Here is a 17,853-nt window from a genome sequence, read left to right as displayed (position 1 = left end):
GCCGGGCGTCCCCGCGGGGGGGGCCCCCCCTGGGCCCCCCGGGGGGGCCCCCCGCCGCTGTTGTCCGCCGTGGCGTCCGTCGTCGGCCGGAGCCGCTACTGCGCGCCGGAGGTCGCGGAGAGCAGGTCCTCCAGCTCCTCCTCGCGCTCCTGGGCGGCCACGAAGAGCAGCTCGTCGCCGCCCTCCAGGGTGTCGTCCTTGCCCGGGGTGAGGACCCGGCCCTCGCGGATGATGGTGACCAGCGAGGTGTCCGGCGGCCAGGCCACGTCGCCGACGCGGGTGCCGACCAGCTCGGTGTCCTCCGCCAGGGTCAGCTCGACCAGGTTGGCGTTGCCCTGGCTGAAGCGCATCAGCCGGACCAGGTCGCCGACGCTGACCGCCTCCTCGACCAGGGCGGACATCAGGCGCGGGGTGGAGACGGCGACGTCCACGCCCCAGGACTCGTTGAAGAGCCACTCGTTCTTGGGGTTGTTCACCCGGGCGACCACCCGCGGCACGCCGTACTCGGTCTTGGCGAGCAGCGAGACGACCAGGTTGACCTTGTCGTCACCGGTGGCGGCGATCACCACGTGGCAGCGCTGCAGCGCCGCCTCGTCCAGCGAGGTGATCTCGCAGGCGTCGGCCAGCAGCCACTCCGCCATGGGCACCCGCTCCACCGAGATGGAGTTCGGGTTCTTGTCGATCAGCAGGACCTCGTGGCCGTTCTCCAGCAGCTCGCTCGCGATCGAGCGGCCGACGGCACCGGCCCCGGCAATGGCGACGCGCATCAGTGACCCTCTTCCTTCGGCCCCTGGGCGAACGCGGCCTCGACGGCCGGCAGGTCGGCCCGGCGCGCCATGACGTGCACCAGGTCGCCCTCCTGCACCACCATCTGCGGCGTGGGCAGCACGCCCTCGCCGAGCCGGGTGACGAACGCCACCCGGGTGCCGGAGGCCTCCTCCAGCCCGCTGATCCGGTGGCCGACCCAGTGCGGGTCGTAGGCGACCTCGGCGAGCTGCACGGTGCCGCTCGGGTCCTGCCAGAGCGGCTCGGCGCCGCTCGGCAGCAGCCGGCGCAGCATCTGGTCGGCCGTCCAGCGGACGGTGGCCACCGTCGGGATGCCCAGGCGCTGGTAGACCTCGGCGCGCCGGGGGTCGTAGATCCGGGCCGCGACGTTCTCCACGCCGAAGTTCTCCCGGGCCACCCGGGCCGCGATGATGTTGGAGTTGTCACCGCTGGAGACGGCGGCGAACGCGCCGGCCTCCTCGATGCCCGCCTCCTTCAGGGTGTCCTGGTCGAAGCCGACGCCGGTGACCCGCCGGCCGTTGAACCCGGCGCCGAGGCGGCGGAACGCGGTCGGGTCCTGGTCGACGACGGCGACCGAGTGCCCCTGTTTCTCGAGTGCTCTGGCGAGGGCGGACCCCACGCGGCCGCAGCCCATGATGACGATGTGCACCGGCGCTACCTCACCCGTCCCGTTGGGTTCTTGACCTGCGCAAACACCGTTCGTCTTCCTTTCCCGCCCGGTCGCCCGGGGCGAGCGTGTTCGTGGGGCTGGGTACGACAACCTGAGTGTTGCCCGCCTGCTCGTATCCGACACGCTAGCCGGTCCACCGAACACAGTCGCGACGAAGGGGGGGCCATAAGTCGGACCCCGGGCCTAAGAGCCCCTACGATTCCTTAACGTGCCTATGCCGACTGACCTTCCGAAACGCATCCTGATCGGGCGTGCGCTGCGCAGCGACAAGCTCGGGGAAACGCTGCTCCCCAAGCGCATCGCGCTGCCCGTCTTCGCCTCGGACGCGCTCTCCTCGGTCGCGTACGCGCCCGAGGAAATCCTGCTGACGCTCTCCCTGGCGGGTGCCTCGGCCATTCATTTCTCCTGGCAGATCGGCGTCGTCGTCGCCGTCGTGATGCTCGCCGTGGTGGCCTCGTACCGGCAGAACGTGCACGCGTACCCGAGCGGCGGTGGCGACTACGAGGTCGCCACCGTGAACCACGGTCCCAACTCCGGCCTGGTGGTCGCCAGCGCCCTGATGGTCGACTACATCCTCACCGTGGCGGTCTCGACCACCTCCGGGGTGGCCAACGTGGTGTCCGCGGTGCCCTCGCTGCGCGGCCACGAGCTGACCCTGTCCGTGGTCGTGGTCATCGTGCTGATGGGCATGAACCTGCGCGGTGTCCGCGAGTCCGGCAGCGCCTTCGCCGTCCCGACGTACGCCTTCATGGTCGGCGTGCTCGGCATGGTGGTGTACGGCGTGGTCCGGCACTTCGGCCTGGGGCAGGACATCCCCGCCGAGAGCTCCGGGTTCCACCTGCAGGCGACGCCCGGCAACGAGTCGCTGGCCGGCTTCGCGATGGTGTTCCTGCTGCTCAAGGCGTTCTCCTCGGGCTGTGCCGCGCTGACCGGCGTCGAGGCGATCTCCAACGGTGTGCCCGCCTTCCGCAAGCCGAAGAGCAAGAACGCGGCGACCACGCTGCTGATGATGGCGTCCATCGCCGTGGTGATGTTCATGGGCATCATCTGGCTGGCCCGCCTCACCCATGTCCAGATGGCCGAGAATCCCGCCGAGCAGCTGGTCGGCGCGGGCGACGGCTACCACCAGAAGACCGCGCTGGCCCAGATCAGCGAGGCCGTCTTCTCCAACTTCACGCCCGGCTTCTACTTCGTGGCCGCCGTCACCGGCCTGATCCTGGTGCTGGCCGCCAACACCGCCTTCAACGGCTTCCCGGTGCTCGGCTCGATCCTGGCCCAGGACCGCTACCTGCCGCGCCAGCTGCACACCCGCGGCGACCGGCTGGCCTTCTCCAACGGCATCATCCTGCTGGCGCTGGCCGCGATCCTGTTCATCATCGCCTTCGACGCCGACCCCACCCGGCTGATCCAGCTGTACATCGTCGGCGTCTTCGTCTCCTTCAATATGAGCCAGTCCGGCATGATCCGGCACTGGACCAGGCACCTGCGCACCGAGACCGACCCCGCCAAGCGCCGCCACATGCAGCGCAGCCGGGCGATCAACGCCTTCGGCCTGGTGATGACCATGGCCGTGCTGATCGTCGTGCTCGCCACCAAGATCAGCCACGCCTGGATCGCGATCGCCGCGATGGTCGTGCTGTTCGTGATGATGAAGGCGATCCGCCGGCACTACGACCGGGTCTCCGAGGAGCTGGTCGCCGCCGAGGAGCCGGACGACGTGGTGCTGCCCACCCGGGTGCACGCCATCGTGCTGGTCTCCAAGCTGCACAAGCCGGCCCTGCGGGCCCTGGCGTACGCGCGGCTGGCCCGCGCCCACACGCTGGAGGCCGTCACCGTCAACGTCGACCCGGTGGACACCGCGGCGCTGCGGGCGGAGTGGGACGAGCGCGGCATCGAGGTGCCGCTGAAGGTGCTGGACTCGCCGTTCCGCGAGGTCACCGGACCGGTCCTGGACTACGTCAAGAACCTGCGCCGCAGCAGCCCGCGCGACGTGGTCTCGGTCTACATCCCCGAGTACGTGGTCGGGCACTGGTACGAGCACCTGCTGCACAACCAGAGCGCGCTGCGCCTCAAGGGACGTCTGCTGTTCAAGCCCGGAGTGATGGTGACCTCGGTACCCTGGCAGCTGGAGTCCTCCGAACGGCGCAAGCCGCAGAAGGCCTGGTCGGCTCCCGGCGCCGTTCGTCGTGGTGAGCCGCGGGCGCCGAAGGCCGTAAAGTCGAAGGCCTCCGCACAGCCCGACGACACCGCTGACAGCAGCAAGGACTCCTCCCAGTGACCCGCAACACCCCGCCCCGCTCCAACGGCTCCAAGGGCTCGTCCTCGAAGGGGTCCTCCGCGAAGGGTGCCCGCAAGGGCGGCGCCGGCAAGCCCGGGCAGGTCGCCCGGCCGCGCTGGGGCAAGCCCGTGCGCCCGGCCGCCACCGACCGCGACGGCTTCACCGCGCAGACCGCCCCGCTCGCGCCGGGCGAGCGCGCCCCGGAGCCCGAGCCCGAGCGCCCGGCCCCCGCGCAGGCGCGCAAGGAGAAGCCGGCCGACCGGCCCAAGGGCGGGGACCGCCCGCGCAAGCAGGCCGTCCGCCCGCCGAAGGTGCTGCGCACGCCGCGCGCGCCGCGGGTCGAGGCCGCCCCCAGGGGGCCCGGCGGCGACCCGCTGGTCGGCGAGCGCTACGAGGTCGAGATCGGTGCCGTCGCGCACGGCGGCGGCCACTGCGTGGCGCGCCACGAGGGCCGGGTGCTGTTCGTCCGGCACGCGCTGCCGGGCGAGAAGGTCATCGCCCAGGTCACCGAGGGCACCACGAAGTCGCGCTTCCTGCGCGCCGACGCGGTGGAGATCCTGGAGCCCGCCAAGGACCGGATCGCCCCGCCCTGCCCGTTCTCCGGGCCGGGCAAGTGCGGCGGCTGCGACTGGCAGCACGTCACCCCGGGCGGGCAGCGCAAGCTCAAGGTGCAGGTGCTCACCGAGCAGCTGGCCAAGCTGGCGGGCCTCACCCCGGCCGAGGCGGGCTGGGACGGCACCGTCGAGCCGATCGGCGGCAAGCTGCCGGCCGGGCAGGTGCCGGCCTGGCGCACCCGGGTGCAGTACGCGGTGGACCAGGAGAGCGGCAAGGTCGGGCTGCGCAAGCACCGCTCGCACGACATCCAGCCGATCGACCGCTGCCTGATCGCCGCCGAGGGCGTCACGGAGCTGGGCGTCGAGGCCCGCGACTGGCCGGGCATCACCACCGTCGAGGTGATCGCCGCCGCGGGCTCCTCGGACCGCCAGGTCGTCCTCACCCCGGCGCCGGGCGCCCAGCTGCCGCTGGTCGAGCTGGACAAGCCGGTGTCGATCGCCCGGATCGACGAGCACGACAACATCCACAAGGTGCACGGGCGCTCCTTCGTCCGCGAGCGTGCGGCCGGCCGGACCTGGCGGGTCAGCAACGGCGGCTTCTGGCAGATCCACCCCGAGGCGCCGGACACCCTGGTCGACGCCGTGCTGGCCGGCCTGGACCCGCAGTGGGGCGAGAGCGCGCTCGACCTGTACTGCGGCGTCGGGCTGTTCGCGGGTGCGCTGGCCGACCGGGTCGGCGAGGAGGGCGCGGTGCTCGGCATCGAGTCCTCCAAGCAGGCCGTGGTCGACGCCCGGCACAACCTGGCGGTGCTGGACAACGTCCGGATCGAGTGCGACCGGGTGGAGACGCTGCTGCCGCGCACCGGCATCACCGCCACCGACCTGATCGTCCTGGACCCGCCGCGCGCGGGCGCCGGGCGGGAGACGGTGGCGCACCTGGCCGGCCTGTCGGCCCGCCGGATCGCCTACGTGGCCTGTGACCCGGCCGCGCTGGCCCGGGACCTCGGGTACTTCCGCGAGGGCGGCTACCGGCCGGTCTCGCTGCGGGCCTTCGACCTGTTCCCGATGACCCACCACTTCGAGTGCGTGGCGATCCTGGAGCCGATCGCGGCCTAGTCGGGGCTTCGCGGCCCTGGCGGTTCTCGCGCTTTAGCAGTGACGCGCAGGCGGTGTCCGGACGCTCCGGGCGCCGCCTGCCGTCGTCCGCGGGGCCGCTTCGGGGCGAGCGGGCTTGTCGGGACCGGGGTGGTCGGCGCCGGCGCCGGTCCCCGGATCAGCCGAAGGACACGCCCAGGCCGCCGGCCGGCCCGGTGCCGGCGGCGGTCTCGTCGCCCGCGCTCTCGACGGCGGCCGGGGGCGCGGCCGGGGCCGGCATCGTCCCGGCGGGAAGGCCCTGGTCCCGCAGCCGGCAGCAGACCTCCTGGAGGAGGACGATGCCGGGCTTCTCCTGGTCGTCCGCGGGCCAGACCACGCCGAAGTCGCAGGGCACCAGGCCCTCCACCGGGCGGTAGCGGACGTCCGGGCGGGGGAAGAGCTCGGCCGCCACGGCGGGCAGGAAGGCCGTCGCCCCGTCGAAGGAGACCGCGGAGAGCAGCGACTCCACCCGGGTGACCTGGTGGCCGGTGTAGCGGACCCGGGTGCCGTCGGGCCGCGGGTCCATCGCCCAGAAGCTCCGCTCGGAGGGGGAGACCTCCGGGGCGAGGCCGACCATCGGCCGGTCGGCGAGGTCCGCGAGCCGGAGCACCGGCTGCCGGGCGAGCGGGTCGGAGGCGGCCACGCAGACCACCCGGGGCTCGGTGGTGAGGGGCTCGGCGTGGAAGCCCTCGGGCGCCGGCAGGTAGACGAAGGCGGCGTCGATCTTGCCGATCGCGAGGGCGGTGGTCTGCTCGACCAGGTCCAGGACGTGGAAGTCCACGTTCAGACCCGGGTGCAGGGTGGTGAGCGTGGCGATCACCCGGCGGGTGGCGGCCAGGGCGGCGGCGCAGTCGGTGAGCCCCAGCCGCAGGGTGGGCCCGTCGCCGTCGTCGGGCGAGTGCCGGGCGGCGTCGCGCAGCTCGTCCGCGGCGTCCACCACGTTCCGGACGAGCGGAAGCAGGGCATGCCCTAGGGGCGTCAACGTCACTCTTCTGCTCGTCCGGGTGAACAGCTGCACCCCCAGCCGGCGTTCGAGGGTGCGGATCTGCTGGCTGAGGGCGGGCTGGGTCAGGTAGAGCCGTGCGGCGGCGCGGCCGAAATGCAGCTCCTCGGCCAGCGTCAGCAGTGATCGCAGTTGGTGAACCGCCGGGTCGTCCACGCCGACCATCGCCGTTGCCTCCCATCGCCCCGGAGCTGGCTCCGCCATCCATCAATCATGCTAATCGATGGAGGATTGCGCGGAGCCTTGCGCGCGAGGGAAGCTGACAACGCCTCAGCGAGATCGCGGGAGAATCCGGTACGGCGTGGTCGGGGTGGCCGAAAACCGGCCGGCCGCTTCTTTCGGCGTGCCCTGATCCACCCGCGCATGCGGAGGCGCAGTCGTCGTTTCGGCGAGAACGGCCGTCGGGGGCCGGGCGTCCACTGGGCACGACCGATCCTGAGGCTCCCGCCGGGAACCACCGAGCACCATCCCAGAAGCGGTTCCGTGCCGCCCGGCGCGGACACGAATTCAGGAGCGGTGAAATGAGAGTGCAGACAGGAATTCCACCCCAGTCCGCCACGTGCGGAGTGCATGATTCCGGCTTCGCGCCCGAACGGGAATGTTGTCTGGAGGAGTGTTGAACCACAACACCACGGGGGAGCCGTCCGCCCGGACGGCATCGGCGCGAGTACTCGAACTGCTCTACCGGTACCAGCGGATCGACGAGGCGCTGGCGGCCGAACCGGCCGGACCGGCCGGACCGGAGGAGCCCGGCGGGACGTCGGGGAACGCGCGCTGCGACGCGTGTTCCGAGGTCCACCGGGCCAAGATGGAGCGCTTCACCGCGCGCGACGAGCCCATCCACTTCGTCGTGCCGGCGTTCCCGGCGAAGTCCCCGAACCAGGGCAAGGTGCTCGGCGCGCTGCCGGACCTCGGCGAGCACCTGGCGGTCGGCTTCCTGCAGTCGCTCTGCGACTACGTGCGGCACTTCTACGCGCCCGGCGCCCGGGTCACGATCTGTTCGGACGGCCACGTCTTCGGCGACGTCGTCGGGGTGACCGACGGGGCGGTGACCGCCTACCGGCAGGCCCTCGCGGACATGATCGGCGCCTCGCACTGGTCGGCGCTGGACCTCTACGGCCTGGACGACGCGTTCGGCAGCCTCGACTACCCGAAGATGCGGCGCGTGCTGGAGGAGAACTACTCCGCGACGCTGGACGAGCTCAAGGAGAACGTCCGCACCGACCGGAACACGCGTGCGCTGTTCAACGGGATCCACCGCTTCATGTTCGAGGACGCGGTGGCGCGCCAGGGCGGCGGGACGACCCGGAACCAGCTCCGGAAGAACTCCAAGGACGCCGCCTACCAGACCATTCTCCGCAGCAACGCGTGGAGCCGGCTGGTCGCCGAGAAGTTCCCCGACGCGATACGCCTCTCGATACACCCGCAGCCCCCGCACTCGGAGAAGTTCGGGCTCCAGCTCATGCCGACCAGGGACGGCTGGCTGACCCCGTGGCACGGCGTGGTGCTCGACGACGGCGTCAGCCGGTACCTGGTCAAGCGGTGGGACGCGGAGAACCTCCAGGCCTCCGTCGTCTGGCGGGACGGCCGGCCGAGCCATTTCGTCGCCCCGCACCTAGCCGCCCGCCCGTAGGGAAAGCCCGTTCCAGAAAGGAGGACAACGCGCCATGACGACTTCCATTCCCTCGGCCGCGGAGCTGCGCCACATTCCGCTCCGGCCGTTCGGCCGCGTGGTCGAGGCTCCCGGCGGAAATGCCCGGATCGGCGACATTCCGGTGGACACGCTCGCCCGCTGGACCGAGGAATCGCGGGTCCTGGTGCTCCGCGGATTCTCGTTGCTCGGAAAGCAGGAATTCGCCGACTACTGCCGGCGATGGGGCGAGGTCCTGAAGTGGGAGCCGGGCGAGGTCATCGACCTGGTGGTCGAGGACAATCCCCGGAACTACCTGTTCGCCAGCGGCGACGTGCCGTTCCACTGGGACGGTGCGTTCGTCGAGGCCGATCCGCGGTACTTCTTCTTCCAGTGCCTGGACGCGACCGCGGGGGCCGGCGGGGAGACCGTCTTCTCCGACACCACCGCCGTCTACCGGGACGCCGACCCCGAACTGCGCGACCTCTGGGCGCGGATCAGCGTCACCTACACCACCGAGAAGATGGTGCACTACGGCGGCGAGGTCACCGAGCGGCTGGTCGCCCAGCACCCCGGGACCGGGGTGCCCGTGCTGCGCTTCGCCGAGCCGCTGGACCCGGCGGTCTACAAGAACCCGGTGTCCGTCCACGTCGACGGCGTCGACGCCGCGCAGGCCGAGGAGTTCATCGCCTCGATGGCGGAGCGGCTGCACCGGCCCGCCTACTGCTACGCGCACGACTGGCGCCGGGGCGACATCGTGATCGCCGACAACATCGCGCTGGTGCACGGGCGCAACGCCTTCACCGGTCCGACCTCCCGCCATCTGCAGCGGGTCGAGGTCATCTGAGGCGTCCCGGGCCGGCTCCCGCCCGCGGGGCCGAACCCCCGACGGCTTCCGTCACCCGTCAGCACCCGTCATCACCCGTCAACGCCGGGAGGCCGGCAGTTCCGGCACAGGTGGAGCGAGAACATGAGTATCGGCATTGTGGGAACCGGGATCTCCGGTCTTCATCTGGCGTTGAGGCTAAGGCAGTTCGGCATCGACGCCACCCTGTACACGGCCCAGGGGCCCGACGACATCCGCAGCGGTCCGCCGCTGAACTTCGTCACTCGATTCGACTCCACCCGGGAACGGGAATCCGCGCTCGGCGTCACCGAATGGTCGTCGCCGGCGTACGACAACGCGTGGATGCACCTCCACCTGGAAGGCCCGGACGGGTTCTCGTTCCGCGGCCGGCTGCCGAAGCCGGCCAGCTCGGTCGACTTCCGGATGTACCTCGCCGCGCTGCTGGAGGAGTACCAGCGGCGCGGCGGGGACCCGGTCCACCTCCGGGTGGCCGACCGGGCCGGACTGGACCGGCTGGCCGATCGCCACGAGCTGGTGGTCGTGGCGGCCGGCCGGGGCGCGCTCACCGACGTCTTCCCCCGGGACGAGGCCCGCTCGCCCTACCGCTCGGCGCCGCGCCGGCTGGCCGGCGGCCTGTTCCACGGGGTCCGTCCGCCGGAGCCGGCCGGTATGACGATGCACATGGTCCCGGGGGCCGGGGAGATCCACGCCCCCACCTACCACTCCTTCGCCGGGCAGGTGACGGCCGTGCTCGTCGAGGCCGTTCCGGACGGCCCGTTCGCGGAGCTGACCGGCCGGGACCACCGCGGCGACCCGGACGGGTTCGCCAAGGAGGTCCTCGCCCTGGTCACCGCCCACGCGCCCGCCCTGCGGGAGCGCGTGGACGAGCAGGACTTCGCGCTGGCCCGGCCGGTGGACCTGCTCCAGGGCGCCGTCGTCCCGGTGGTCCGCCGGGGCTGGGCCGCCCTGGCCGGCGGCCGGTACGCGCTGGCGGTCGGCGACGCCTGGATCGCCAACGACCCGCTCACCGCCCAGGGCGCCAACCTCGGCTCCGAGCTGGCCTTCCTCCTCGCCGACGTGCTGCGCGACCACACCGGCCGCTACGACGAGGCGTTCTGCCGCGCCGCCTCCGAGCGGATGTGGCAGCGCGCCCAACCCGTCGTCGACTTCACCAACCTCTTCATCGGCCCGCCGCCGGCGCACCTGGGCACCCTGCTCGGCGCCGCCGCGGCCGACCAGCGGGTGGCCGACGCCTTCGTCGCCCACCTCGACCGGCCGGCCGCCATGTGGCGCGGCCTCGCCAGCCCCGAAGGCACCGACGCGTTCATCGCCCGGGCCCAGACCGTGAGGAGCGCAGCATGAGTGTCGAGGTCGGCCTGGTCTGGGACGCGGTCGGGCGGGTCGAGGACGGACGGGGGCTGCTGCACCTCGCCCGGCAGGCCGGGCTGGACACCTTCCTGGTCTTCGACCACCTGATGAACGTCTTCCCCCGGCAGGCCTGGGACACCGACTTCAGCCACGTCGCGGCGAGCCTGCCGACCCCGGACCGCTGCCTGGACTTCGCGACCGTGCTGGGCAACTTCGCCCCGCAGGCCGGCCCGGTCCGGCTCGCCATCGGCGTGACCGACCCGCACCGGCGCCACCCCGCCGTGCTCGCGCAGACCGCGCTGACCCTCGCCCAGCTCACCGACCGGGCACCCGTCCTCGGCATCGGCGCGGGAGCGCTGGAGAACCTCGTGCCGTACGGCGTGCCGCACGACCACCAGGTGGACCGGGTCGAGGAGGCGCTGCGCGTGCTGCGCCTGCTCTTCTCCGGCGAGGGCCCGCACGACTTCCGCGGCCACCACTTCACCCTCGACCGGGCGCTCATCACCCCCGCCCCCGAGGGCCGCACGCCCCGGATCTGGCTCGGCGCCAACCGCCCGCGGATGCTCACCCTGGCCGGCCGCTACGCCGACGGCTGGTTGCCGTCCGAGCTGATGGCCCCCGACGAGTACGCCCGGCGGCTCGACACGGTGCGCGCCGCCGCCGTCGACGCCGACCGCGACCCCGACACCATCGTCGCCGCGGGCGGCGTCCCGATCGTGGTGGCGCAGACCGACGCCGCCGCGCAGGAACTGCTGCGGGCCACCCCGATCCGCTTCCTCGCGCTGCACGCGGGCGCCCGGGCCTGGCGGCGGCACGGCGCCGCCCACCCCTTCGGCGAGGACTACCGCGGCCTGGTCGAACTGCTGCCGCACCTGCTCACCCGCGCCGAGGTGGAGCGGGCGCTCGCGGTGGTGCCCGACGAGGTGGTGGCCGACCAGGTCATCGCCGGCAGCCGGGAGACGGTGCTCAAGCGGATCGGCGAACTGCTCGACGCCGGCATGCGCCACCCCATGCTGATCCCCGCCTCGGCGCTGGCCTCGCCGGAGGCGGCCGGCTACACGATCGAGTCGATCGGCTGGCTCGCCGCCCGGCTGCGCTCCGACGCCGGCCCGGGCGGCGGTCCCGGCTCCGGCTCCGGCCCGGCCACCGCGGCGGTGTCCTCATGACCGGCGTGGGCATCGTCGGGTCCGGCATCTCCGGCCTGCAACTGGCGCTGCGCCTCCAGCAGTCCGGCGTCCCGGCGACGGTGTACTCGGAGCACGGCATCGAGGGGCTCAAGGGCGGACCGCCGCGGAACTTCCCCGCCCGGTTCGGGCCGACCCAGCAACGGGAGCGGGAACTCGGCGTCCACGAATGGGAGTTCGCCGACGCGCAGGTGCGGCACTGGGCGGTCACCATGCACACCGGCGAGCCGCGGCCGCTGGAGTTCCTGGCCGCCCTGCGGCCGCCGTCCAGCGTGGTCGACTTCCGGATCTACCTGCCCCGGCTGCTCAGCGCCTTCGTCGACCGCGGCGGCGAACTGGTGACCGGTGACCACCCGGTCGAGGAACTCGCCCGGCACCACGACCTGCTGGTGGTCGCCAACGGCAACCGGTCGGTGCGCCGGCTCTTCCCGGCCGACCCGGCCCGCTCGCCGTACAGCACGCCGCAGCGGGTGATCTGCGCCGGGATCTACCTCGGGATCGACGAGGAGGTGCCGCACTCGCTCGACATCCACTTCCTGCCCGGCGCCGGCGAGATCCTGCGACTGCCCTTCTACTCCCCGGCCGGCCGGGCCGACGTCCTCGCCTTCGAGGCCGTCCCCGGCGGCCCGCTGGAGTCCGCCGGCCACGTCGACGCCGACGCCGACCCGGCGGGCTTCCACCGGCACGTGCTGGACCTGGTCGCCGCGCACGCCCCGGGTCTGCGCGAGCGGATCGACACCGCCGGCTTCGCGCTGACCGCGCCGGGCGAGCTCGCCCGGGGCGCCATCACCCCGGTGGTCCGCCGGGGCTGGGCCCGGCTCGACGACGGCACCTGCGCGCTGGCGGTCGGCGACGCCTGGATCACCAACGACCCGCTCACCGCCCAGGGCGCCAACCTCGGCTCGCACACCGCCTTCGCGCTGGCCGAGCTGATCACGCGGCACCGGGGGCGCTACGACGAGGCGTTCTGCCGCAACGCTTCCGCGCGCCTGTGGGAGCACGCGCGCCACGTCGTGGAGTGGAGCAACGCCTTCCTCGCCGGGCCCCCGCCGCACGTCGGCGCGCTGTTCGGGCGGGCCGCGGTCGACCGGCGGGTCGCCGACGCCTTCGTCGGCAACTTCAACGACCCGGTCGCGATGTGGCGGGCGCTGTCCACCCCGGACGGCGTGAGCGCCTTCCTCGCCGACTGCGAACGGACCGCGCCGGCCGCCGCCGCGAGCGGCACCACGACCACCGAAGGAGCGCGATGACCTTCCCCGACATGGCCCGGGACGAGAAGGGCCGGCTGATCCCCGAGTCCGAACAGACCGCGGTGTGGCTGCTCGGCGGCCTGGCCCAGATACGGGTGCCCGGCGAGGCGACGGGCAACGCCTTCACCGTCGTGCAGCACACCGGCAACCGCGGCTACAACACGCCGCTGCACATCCACGACTACGAGGACGAGGTCTTCATGGTCCTGGACGGCACGCTGCGCATGATCTGCGACGGGCAGGAGCTCGTCGCCGAGGCCGGCAGCACGATGATCGTGCCGCGGACCGTTCCGCACGGCTTCGTGACGACCTCGCCGAACGCCCGCTTCCTCACCATCCACTCCACGCCCCAGCCGGACCGCAGGCCGCAGTTCGACCTGTTCCTGAAGGCGGAGATCCCGCACGCCCGGGCCCTGACGCTGCCCACCGAGGACGTGGGCGGCCCCGACCTCGACCACATCATCGCGCTGGGCACCACGTACGCGTACCGCTACGCGGGCCCGCCGCCCGCCCCCTGACGGCCGCTCCGGCCCCTCGGCCGGCCGGCCAACGCTCCCGTTCCGACAGAAGAGACACCATGTCGTTGAAGCTCCTTTCCCTGATGCTGTGCGTGTTCGGCATCACCACCGGCGAGTTCGTCATCGCCGGCATCCTGCCGGACGTCGCCTCCGACCTCGACGTGTCGATCCCCGCGGCCGGGCTCCTGGTCACGGCGTACGCCATCGGAATGATCACCGGCGGCCCGGTGCTCACCGCGCTGACCGCCCGGTACCCGCGCAAGCCGCTCATCGTCGGCCTGCTCGTCATCGTGATCGTCGGCAACGTCGCCTCGGCGCTGGCACCCGCGTACGCGGTGCTGTTCGTCGCGCGCGTCGTCACCGCGCTGGTGACCGCCACGTTCTTCGCGAACGCGATCGTGATCGCCGCGTCCACGGCCCCGGAGGGCAAGCAGGCCTCGACCGTGTCCAAGCTGGTCTTCGGGATGAACCTCTCGATGATGCTCGGCGCGCCCATCGGCACCTTCATCGGCGACCACTTCGGCTGGCGCGCCACCTTCGCGGTGATCGCCGCGGTCTGCCTGGTCGGCCTGGTCCTGGTGCTGCCGCTGGTGCCGGACGTGGCGGCCTCCACCACCAGCGCGGTGGCGGAGCTGCGGGTGTTCCGCAACCGCAACGTCCAGCTGGCGATCGGCATCACCGCCGTCGCCAACATGGGCCTGCTGATGGTGTTCACCTACTTCTCGCCGCTGCTCACCGACCTGACCGGCTTCGCCGACGGGGCCGTCCCGCTGCTGCTGCTGGCGTACGGGGTGGGCGCGGCGGCCGGCAACTTCGTCGGCGGCTGGCTCTCCGACCGCTCCCTGATGGCTTCCCAGGTCGGCCTGCTGGGCCTGCTCACCGGGGGCCTGCTGCTGATGTGGGCGGTCAGCGGCGGCACCGTGCTCACCGCGGTGATGGTCTTCGTGATCGGGGCGCTGGGATTCTCCGTGATCCCCGGCATGCAGACCCGGGTGCTGACCACCGCCAGCTCGGCGCCGACCCTGGCGATCGCGGTGAACGCCTCCGGCTACCAGCTCGCGGCCGCCCTGGCCGGCTGGCTGGGCGGCCGGGTCATCGACGGCCCGGGCCTGCGCTCGGTCTACCTCGCGGCCGCCGGGGTCACCGTCCTCGGCATCCTGCTCAGCGGCTACGCCTGGCACCGGGACCGCACCGGTGGCGGCAAGGCGGTCGGGGCCGGTGCCGAGGAGCGGACGGCCGAGACCTCGCCGGCCTGACACCTCCGCCCGGCGGGGCCGCGCCCGGTGCGCCGGCCGGCCCCGCCCGGTCCGCTTCGCCCGGCCCCGTGCGGGGGCCGGGAGTCCCGCCGGGGCCACCCGGCCGTCACTTCACGAGGGGCAACCATGGGTCGTGATTCCGTCCTGGTCACCGGCGACTGGGCCGAGCGCCGGCTCGGCACCGCCGGAGTGGTCTTCGTCGAGACCGGCAACGAGGACACCGAGTACCGCAAGGGCCATCTGCCGGGCGCCGTCTGGATCAACTGGAGCGAGTTCCAGGACGACCTGCGGCTCGGCGTCGTCGGCCGGGCCGGATTCGAGCGGCTGATGCGGGCCAAGGGCATCGGCGAGGAGGACACCGTGGTGGTGTACTCGGCCAACGCCAACCTGCTGGCCACCCAGGTCTACTGGTACCTCACCCTCTACGGCCACCGGTCCGTGCGGCTGCTCGACGGCGGCCGCCGCAAGTGGGAGCTGGACGGCCGCCCGCTGACCACCGCGTCGCCCGGCCGCCCGCCGACCGGTTACCTGGTCACCGACCCCGACCCGGCCGTCCGGGCGACCCGGGACGACGTCCTGGCCGGCATCGGGCAGCGCAACATCATCGACGTCCGGAGCCCGGAGGAGTACTCCGGACTGGTCTTCGCGCCCGGCTTCGCCGGGGAGGCCTTCGCGACCGGCCACAACCCGCACGAGGTGGCCCAGCGCTCCGGCCACGTCCCGGGCGCGGTCCACCTGCCCTGGCAGGACGTCGTCGGCGAGGACGACACCTTCCGCTCCGACGAGGAGCTCGGCCGGCGGTTCGCCGCGCTGGAACCCGCCCGCGGCACCATCACCTACTGCTGGGTCGGGGCCCGCTCCGCGCACTCCTGGTTCGTCCTGCGCGAACTGCTGGGCTGGCCGGACGTCCGCAACTACGACGGCTCCTGGGCCGAGTACGGGTCGCTGATCGGCGCGCCGGTCGAACGCGGCACCCCCGGCGACTGAGCCGCCCCCGCCCCGCCCCTCTTCTCCCCGACCCACCGCACGCCCCTGCCCGACCCACCGCACGCCGATCCTCCGAGCCTGAAGGGAGCGGGGCCGGCCTCGGACGGCCCCCACCACCAGCCATGAACGAACGCAACACGACGCAGCCCCCGCTCGGCGCGCCCGCCCGGGACCGGCTGGCGGGCAAGGTCGCCCTGGTGACGGGCGCCAGCTCCGGCATCGGCGAGGCGGCCGCCAAGGCACTGGCCGCACAGGGCGCGAGCGTGGTGCTGGCGGCCCGGCGGCGGAGCGAACTGGACCGGGTCGCCGGGGAGATCACCGCCGCCGGCGGCGCCGCGATCGCCGTCACCGCCGACGTCATGGTCGACGAGGACGTCGCGGCCGCCGTCCGCACGGCCGAGCGGCACTACGGCGGTCTGGACATCGCCTTCAACAACGCCGGGACGCTGGGCACCCCGGGCCTGGTCGCCGACCAGAAGCCGGAGGCCTGGACGGACGACCTCGGCCGGGTGCTCACCAGCGTCTTCCTGTCGATGCGGCACGAGATCCCGGCCCTGCAGCGGCGCGGCGGCGGAGTGATCGTCAACAACGCCTCGCAGCTGGGCGTGGTCGGGTTCGGCGCCGGGATCAGCGCCTACGTGGCCGGGAAGCACGGCGTGGTGGGCCTGACCAAGGCCGCCGCGCTGGAGTACGCCGGGGAGAACATCCGGGTCAACGCCCTGGCGCTGGCGACCGTGGACACGCCGATGTACCGCTCCTCGGTGGGCGGCAGCCAGGAGATGGCCGACATGTTCACCGCCCTGCACCCGCTCGGCCGGATCGCCAGCGCGCAGGAGGCGGCCTCGGCGGTCGTCTACCTGGCCGGCGACGAGGCGGGCTTCTTCACCGGCTCGGTGCTGGTCATGGACGGTGGATGGACGGCCCGGTGATGCCCGCCACCGCCACCGGGCCGGAACGGGCCACCCGCGGCGTACCGGAGGTCGTCGGCGGAGACCTCAAGGTGCCGCTGGTGACCGGCTCGTGGGTGCCGTACGCCAACCTCGACTACGCGGCGAGCACTCCGAGCCTGGCGGCCGTGCAGCACGCGGTGGACCGCATGCTGCCCTGGTACAGCAGCGTGCACCGGGGCGCCGGGTTCGCCTCCGCGGTCTCCACCCGGGCGTACGAGCGGGCCCGGGAGACGGTGCGCCGCTTCGTCGGCGCGGCCCCGGACGCCCAGGTGGTGTTCACCCGCAACACCACCGACGCGCTCAACCTGCTCGGACGCGCGCTGCCCGCCGGCACGGCGGTCTTCCGGTTCTCCACCGACCACCACGCCGCCCTGCTCGCCTGGCGCGGCTCCCCGGTGTACCGGCTGGCCCGGCCGGCCACCGCGGCGGACGCCGTGACCGCGCTGGCGAAGGCGCTCGCCGGCGCCCCCAGAGGGCCGAAGCTGGTGGTGATCACCGGCGCGTCCAACGTGACCGGGGAGCTGTGGCCGGTCGCCGAGCTGGCGGAGGTGGCCGCCACCCACGGCGCGCGCACCGTTCTGGACGCCGCCCAACTCGCCGGGCACCGGCCGCTGGACCTCGCCGGCTGGGGCGTGGACTGGGCCGCGCTCTCCGGGCACAAGCTGTACGCGCCGTTCGGCGCCGGCGCCCTGGTGGGCTCCGCCGACTGGCTGGACACCGCCGACCCGTACCTGGCGGGCGGCGGGGCCACCGCCCGGGTCGCCGAGGAGGACGGCCGGGAGAACATCCGCTGGACCGGGCTGCCGCACCGGCACGAGGGCGGTTCGCCGAACGTGGTGGGCACCCACGCGATGGCGGTCGCCTGCCGGACGCTGACGGCCACCGGCTGGGACGCCGTCGCCGCGCACGAGCAGGCGCTGACCGCCCGGCTCCGCGGCGGGCTGGCGGCCGTCCCCGGAGTCCGTCTGCTGGACCTGTGGCCGGGCGGACACCCGCGGCTCGGCGTGGTCTCCTTCAGCGTCGCCCGCTGCGGCGACGCGCCCGCCGACCAGCGCCTGGTCGCCACGGCGCTCTCCGCGGAGCACGGGATCGGCGTCCGGGACGGCGCGTTCTGCGCCCACCAGGCGGTCCACGCCCTGCTGAGCGACGCACCCGGGCACCAGGGCGACCGCGCGCTGCGCGCCAGCATCGGCCTGGGCACCACCGCCGAGCACGTCGACCGGCTGGTGGCGGCGCTGGGCGAACTGGTCCGGCGCGGGCCGCGCTGGTCCTACGACCACCCGGAGGACGGCTGGCGGCCGGTGCCGGATCCGCGGCCGGTACCGGAATTCCTCCGATGAGCGGGAATTCCCCGGTGACCGTTTTCGGGTGACCGCGGCTCAGTAGGCTCCGACACCGGAAGGAGAGTGCCCGACATGACCGGAACACGCACGACCGA

At 73.2% G+C, this 17,853-nt stretch carries 15 protein-coding genes; 12 read left to right on the top strand and 3 right to left on the bottom strand.

The window, feature by feature from the left end:
* Positions 1-95: 95 nt before the first annotated feature.
* Both ABT263_RS09350 and ABT263_RS09345 read right to left on the bottom strand, forming a co-directional pair.
* Complete coding sequence (locus ABT263_RS09350; protein WP_329487685.1) at positions 96-767, bottom strand: potassium channel family protein; 672 nt, start codon at positions 765-767, stop codon at positions 96-98.
* Positions 767-1,435, bottom strand: coding sequence for a potassium channel family protein (locus ABT263_RS09345; RefSeq protein ID WP_329487684.1), 669 nt, complete (start codon positions 1,433-1,435; stop codon positions 767-769). Before ABT263_RS09345 ends, ABT263_RS09350 begins: the two co-directional genes overlap by 1 nt.
* 229 nt (positions 1,436-1,664) lie before the next feature.
* On the opposite strand from ABT263_RS09345, the gene ABT263_RS09340 reads away from it, so the two are divergent.
* A complete protein-coding gene (locus ABT263_RS09340) occupies positions 1,665-3,734 on the top strand; it encodes an APC family permease (protein WP_329487683.1) in 2,070 nt (689 codons plus the stop codon).
* 314 nt (positions 3,735-4,048) lie between these two features.
* Positions 4,049-5,404 (top strand): class I SAM-dependent RNA methyltransferase, encoded by a 1,356-nt coding sequence (locus tag ABT263_RS09335; protein WP_329492100.1) that lies wholly within the window; start codon positions 4,049-4,051, stop codon positions 5,402-5,404.
* Between the two features lie 157 nt (positions 5,405-5,561).
* Here the strand turns inward: ABT263_RS09335 and ABT263_RS09330 are convergent, their stop codons facing one another.
* Positions 5,562-6,629, bottom strand: coding sequence for a LysR family transcriptional regulator (locus ABT263_RS09330; protein WP_352289286.1), 1,068 nt, complete (start codon positions 6,627-6,629; stop codon positions 5,562-5,564).
* Positions 6,630-7,041: 412 nt separating this feature from the next.
* On the opposite strand from ABT263_RS09330, the gene ABT263_RS09325 reads away from it, so the two are divergent.
* From ABT263_RS09325 to ABT263_RS09280, 10 genes are all read left to right on the top strand, one after another.
* Positions 7,042-8,058, top strand: coding sequence for an L-tyrosine/L-tryptophan isonitrile synthase family protein (locus ABT263_RS09325; RefSeq protein ID WP_352289283.1), 1,017 nt, complete (start codon positions 7,042-7,044; stop codon positions 8,056-8,058).
* Between the two features lie 34 nt (positions 8,059-8,092).
* Positions 8,093-8,902, top strand: coding sequence for a TauD/TfdA family dioxygenase (locus tag ABT263_RS09320; RefSeq protein ID WP_352289280.1), 810 nt, complete (start codon positions 8,093-8,095; stop codon positions 8,900-8,902).
* Between the two features lie 123 nt (positions 8,903-9,025).
* Positions 9,026-10,264 (top strand): styrene monooxygenase/indole monooxygenase family protein, encoded by a 1,239-nt coding sequence (locus ABT263_RS09315; protein ID WP_352289277.1) that lies wholly within the window; start codon positions 9,026-9,028, stop codon positions 10,262-10,264.
* The gene (locus ABT263_RS09310; RefSeq protein ID WP_352289274.1) at positions 10,261-11,436 is read left to right on the top strand and encodes an LLM class flavin-dependent oxidoreductase; all 1,176 of its coding nucleotides are present in this window, start codon (positions 10,261-10,263) and stop codon (positions 11,434-11,436) included. Before ABT263_RS09315 ends, ABT263_RS09310 begins: the two co-directional genes overlap by 4 nt.
* Complete coding sequence (locus tag ABT263_RS09305) at positions 11,433-12,704, top strand: styrene monooxygenase/indole monooxygenase family protein (protein WP_352289271.1); 1,272 nt, start codon at positions 11,433-11,435, stop codon at positions 12,702-12,704. The genes ABT263_RS09310 and ABT263_RS09305 overlap by 4 nt, the downstream gene beginning before the upstream one ends.
* Positions 12,701-13,222 carry a cupin domain-containing protein gene (locus tag ABT263_RS09300; protein WP_329487676.1) on the top strand — a complete coding sequence of 174 codons (522 nt, stop codon included), beginning with the start codon at positions 12,701-12,703 and terminating at the stop codon, positions 13,220-13,222. The genes ABT263_RS09305 and ABT263_RS09300 overlap by 4 nt, the downstream gene beginning before the upstream one ends.
* Positions 13,223-13,281: 59 nt before the next feature.
* Positions 13,282-14,478 carry an MFS transporter gene (locus ABT263_RS09295; RefSeq protein WP_352289268.1) on the top strand — a complete coding sequence of 399 codons (1,197 nt, stop codon included), beginning with the start codon at positions 13,282-13,284 and terminating at the stop codon, positions 14,476-14,478.
* Between the two features lie 126 nt (positions 14,479-14,604).
* Positions 14,605-15,465, top strand: a complete 861-nt coding sequence (locus ABT263_RS09290; protein ID WP_352289265.1) for a sulfurtransferase — start codon at positions 14,605-14,607, stop codon at positions 15,463-15,465.
* A 122-nt stretch (positions 15,466-15,587) separates the two neighbouring features.
* Positions 15,588-16,394 carry an SDR family NAD(P)-dependent oxidoreductase gene (locus ABT263_RS09285; protein WP_352289262.1) on the top strand — a complete coding sequence of 269 codons (807 nt, stop codon included), beginning with the start codon at positions 15,588-15,590 and terminating at the stop codon, positions 16,392-16,394.
* On the top strand, positions 16,394-17,755 hold the full coding sequence (locus ABT263_RS09280; RefSeq protein ID WP_396487136.1) for an aminotransferase class V-fold PLP-dependent enzyme: 1,362 nt from the start codon (positions 16,394-16,396) through the stop codon (positions 17,753-17,755). The genes ABT263_RS09285 and ABT263_RS09280 overlap by 1 nt, the downstream gene beginning before the upstream one ends.
* Positions 17,756-17,853: the final 98 nt, after the last annotated feature.

The sequence above is a fragment of the Kitasatospora sp. NPDC001603 genome, assembly GCF_040298365.1.
GTDB lineage: Bacteria > Actinomycetota > Actinomycetes > Streptomycetales > Streptomycetaceae > Kitasatospora.
The sequence above is the reverse complement of the archived record's forward strand: the minus strand, read 5'-3'. Positions and strand labels throughout refer to the sequence as shown.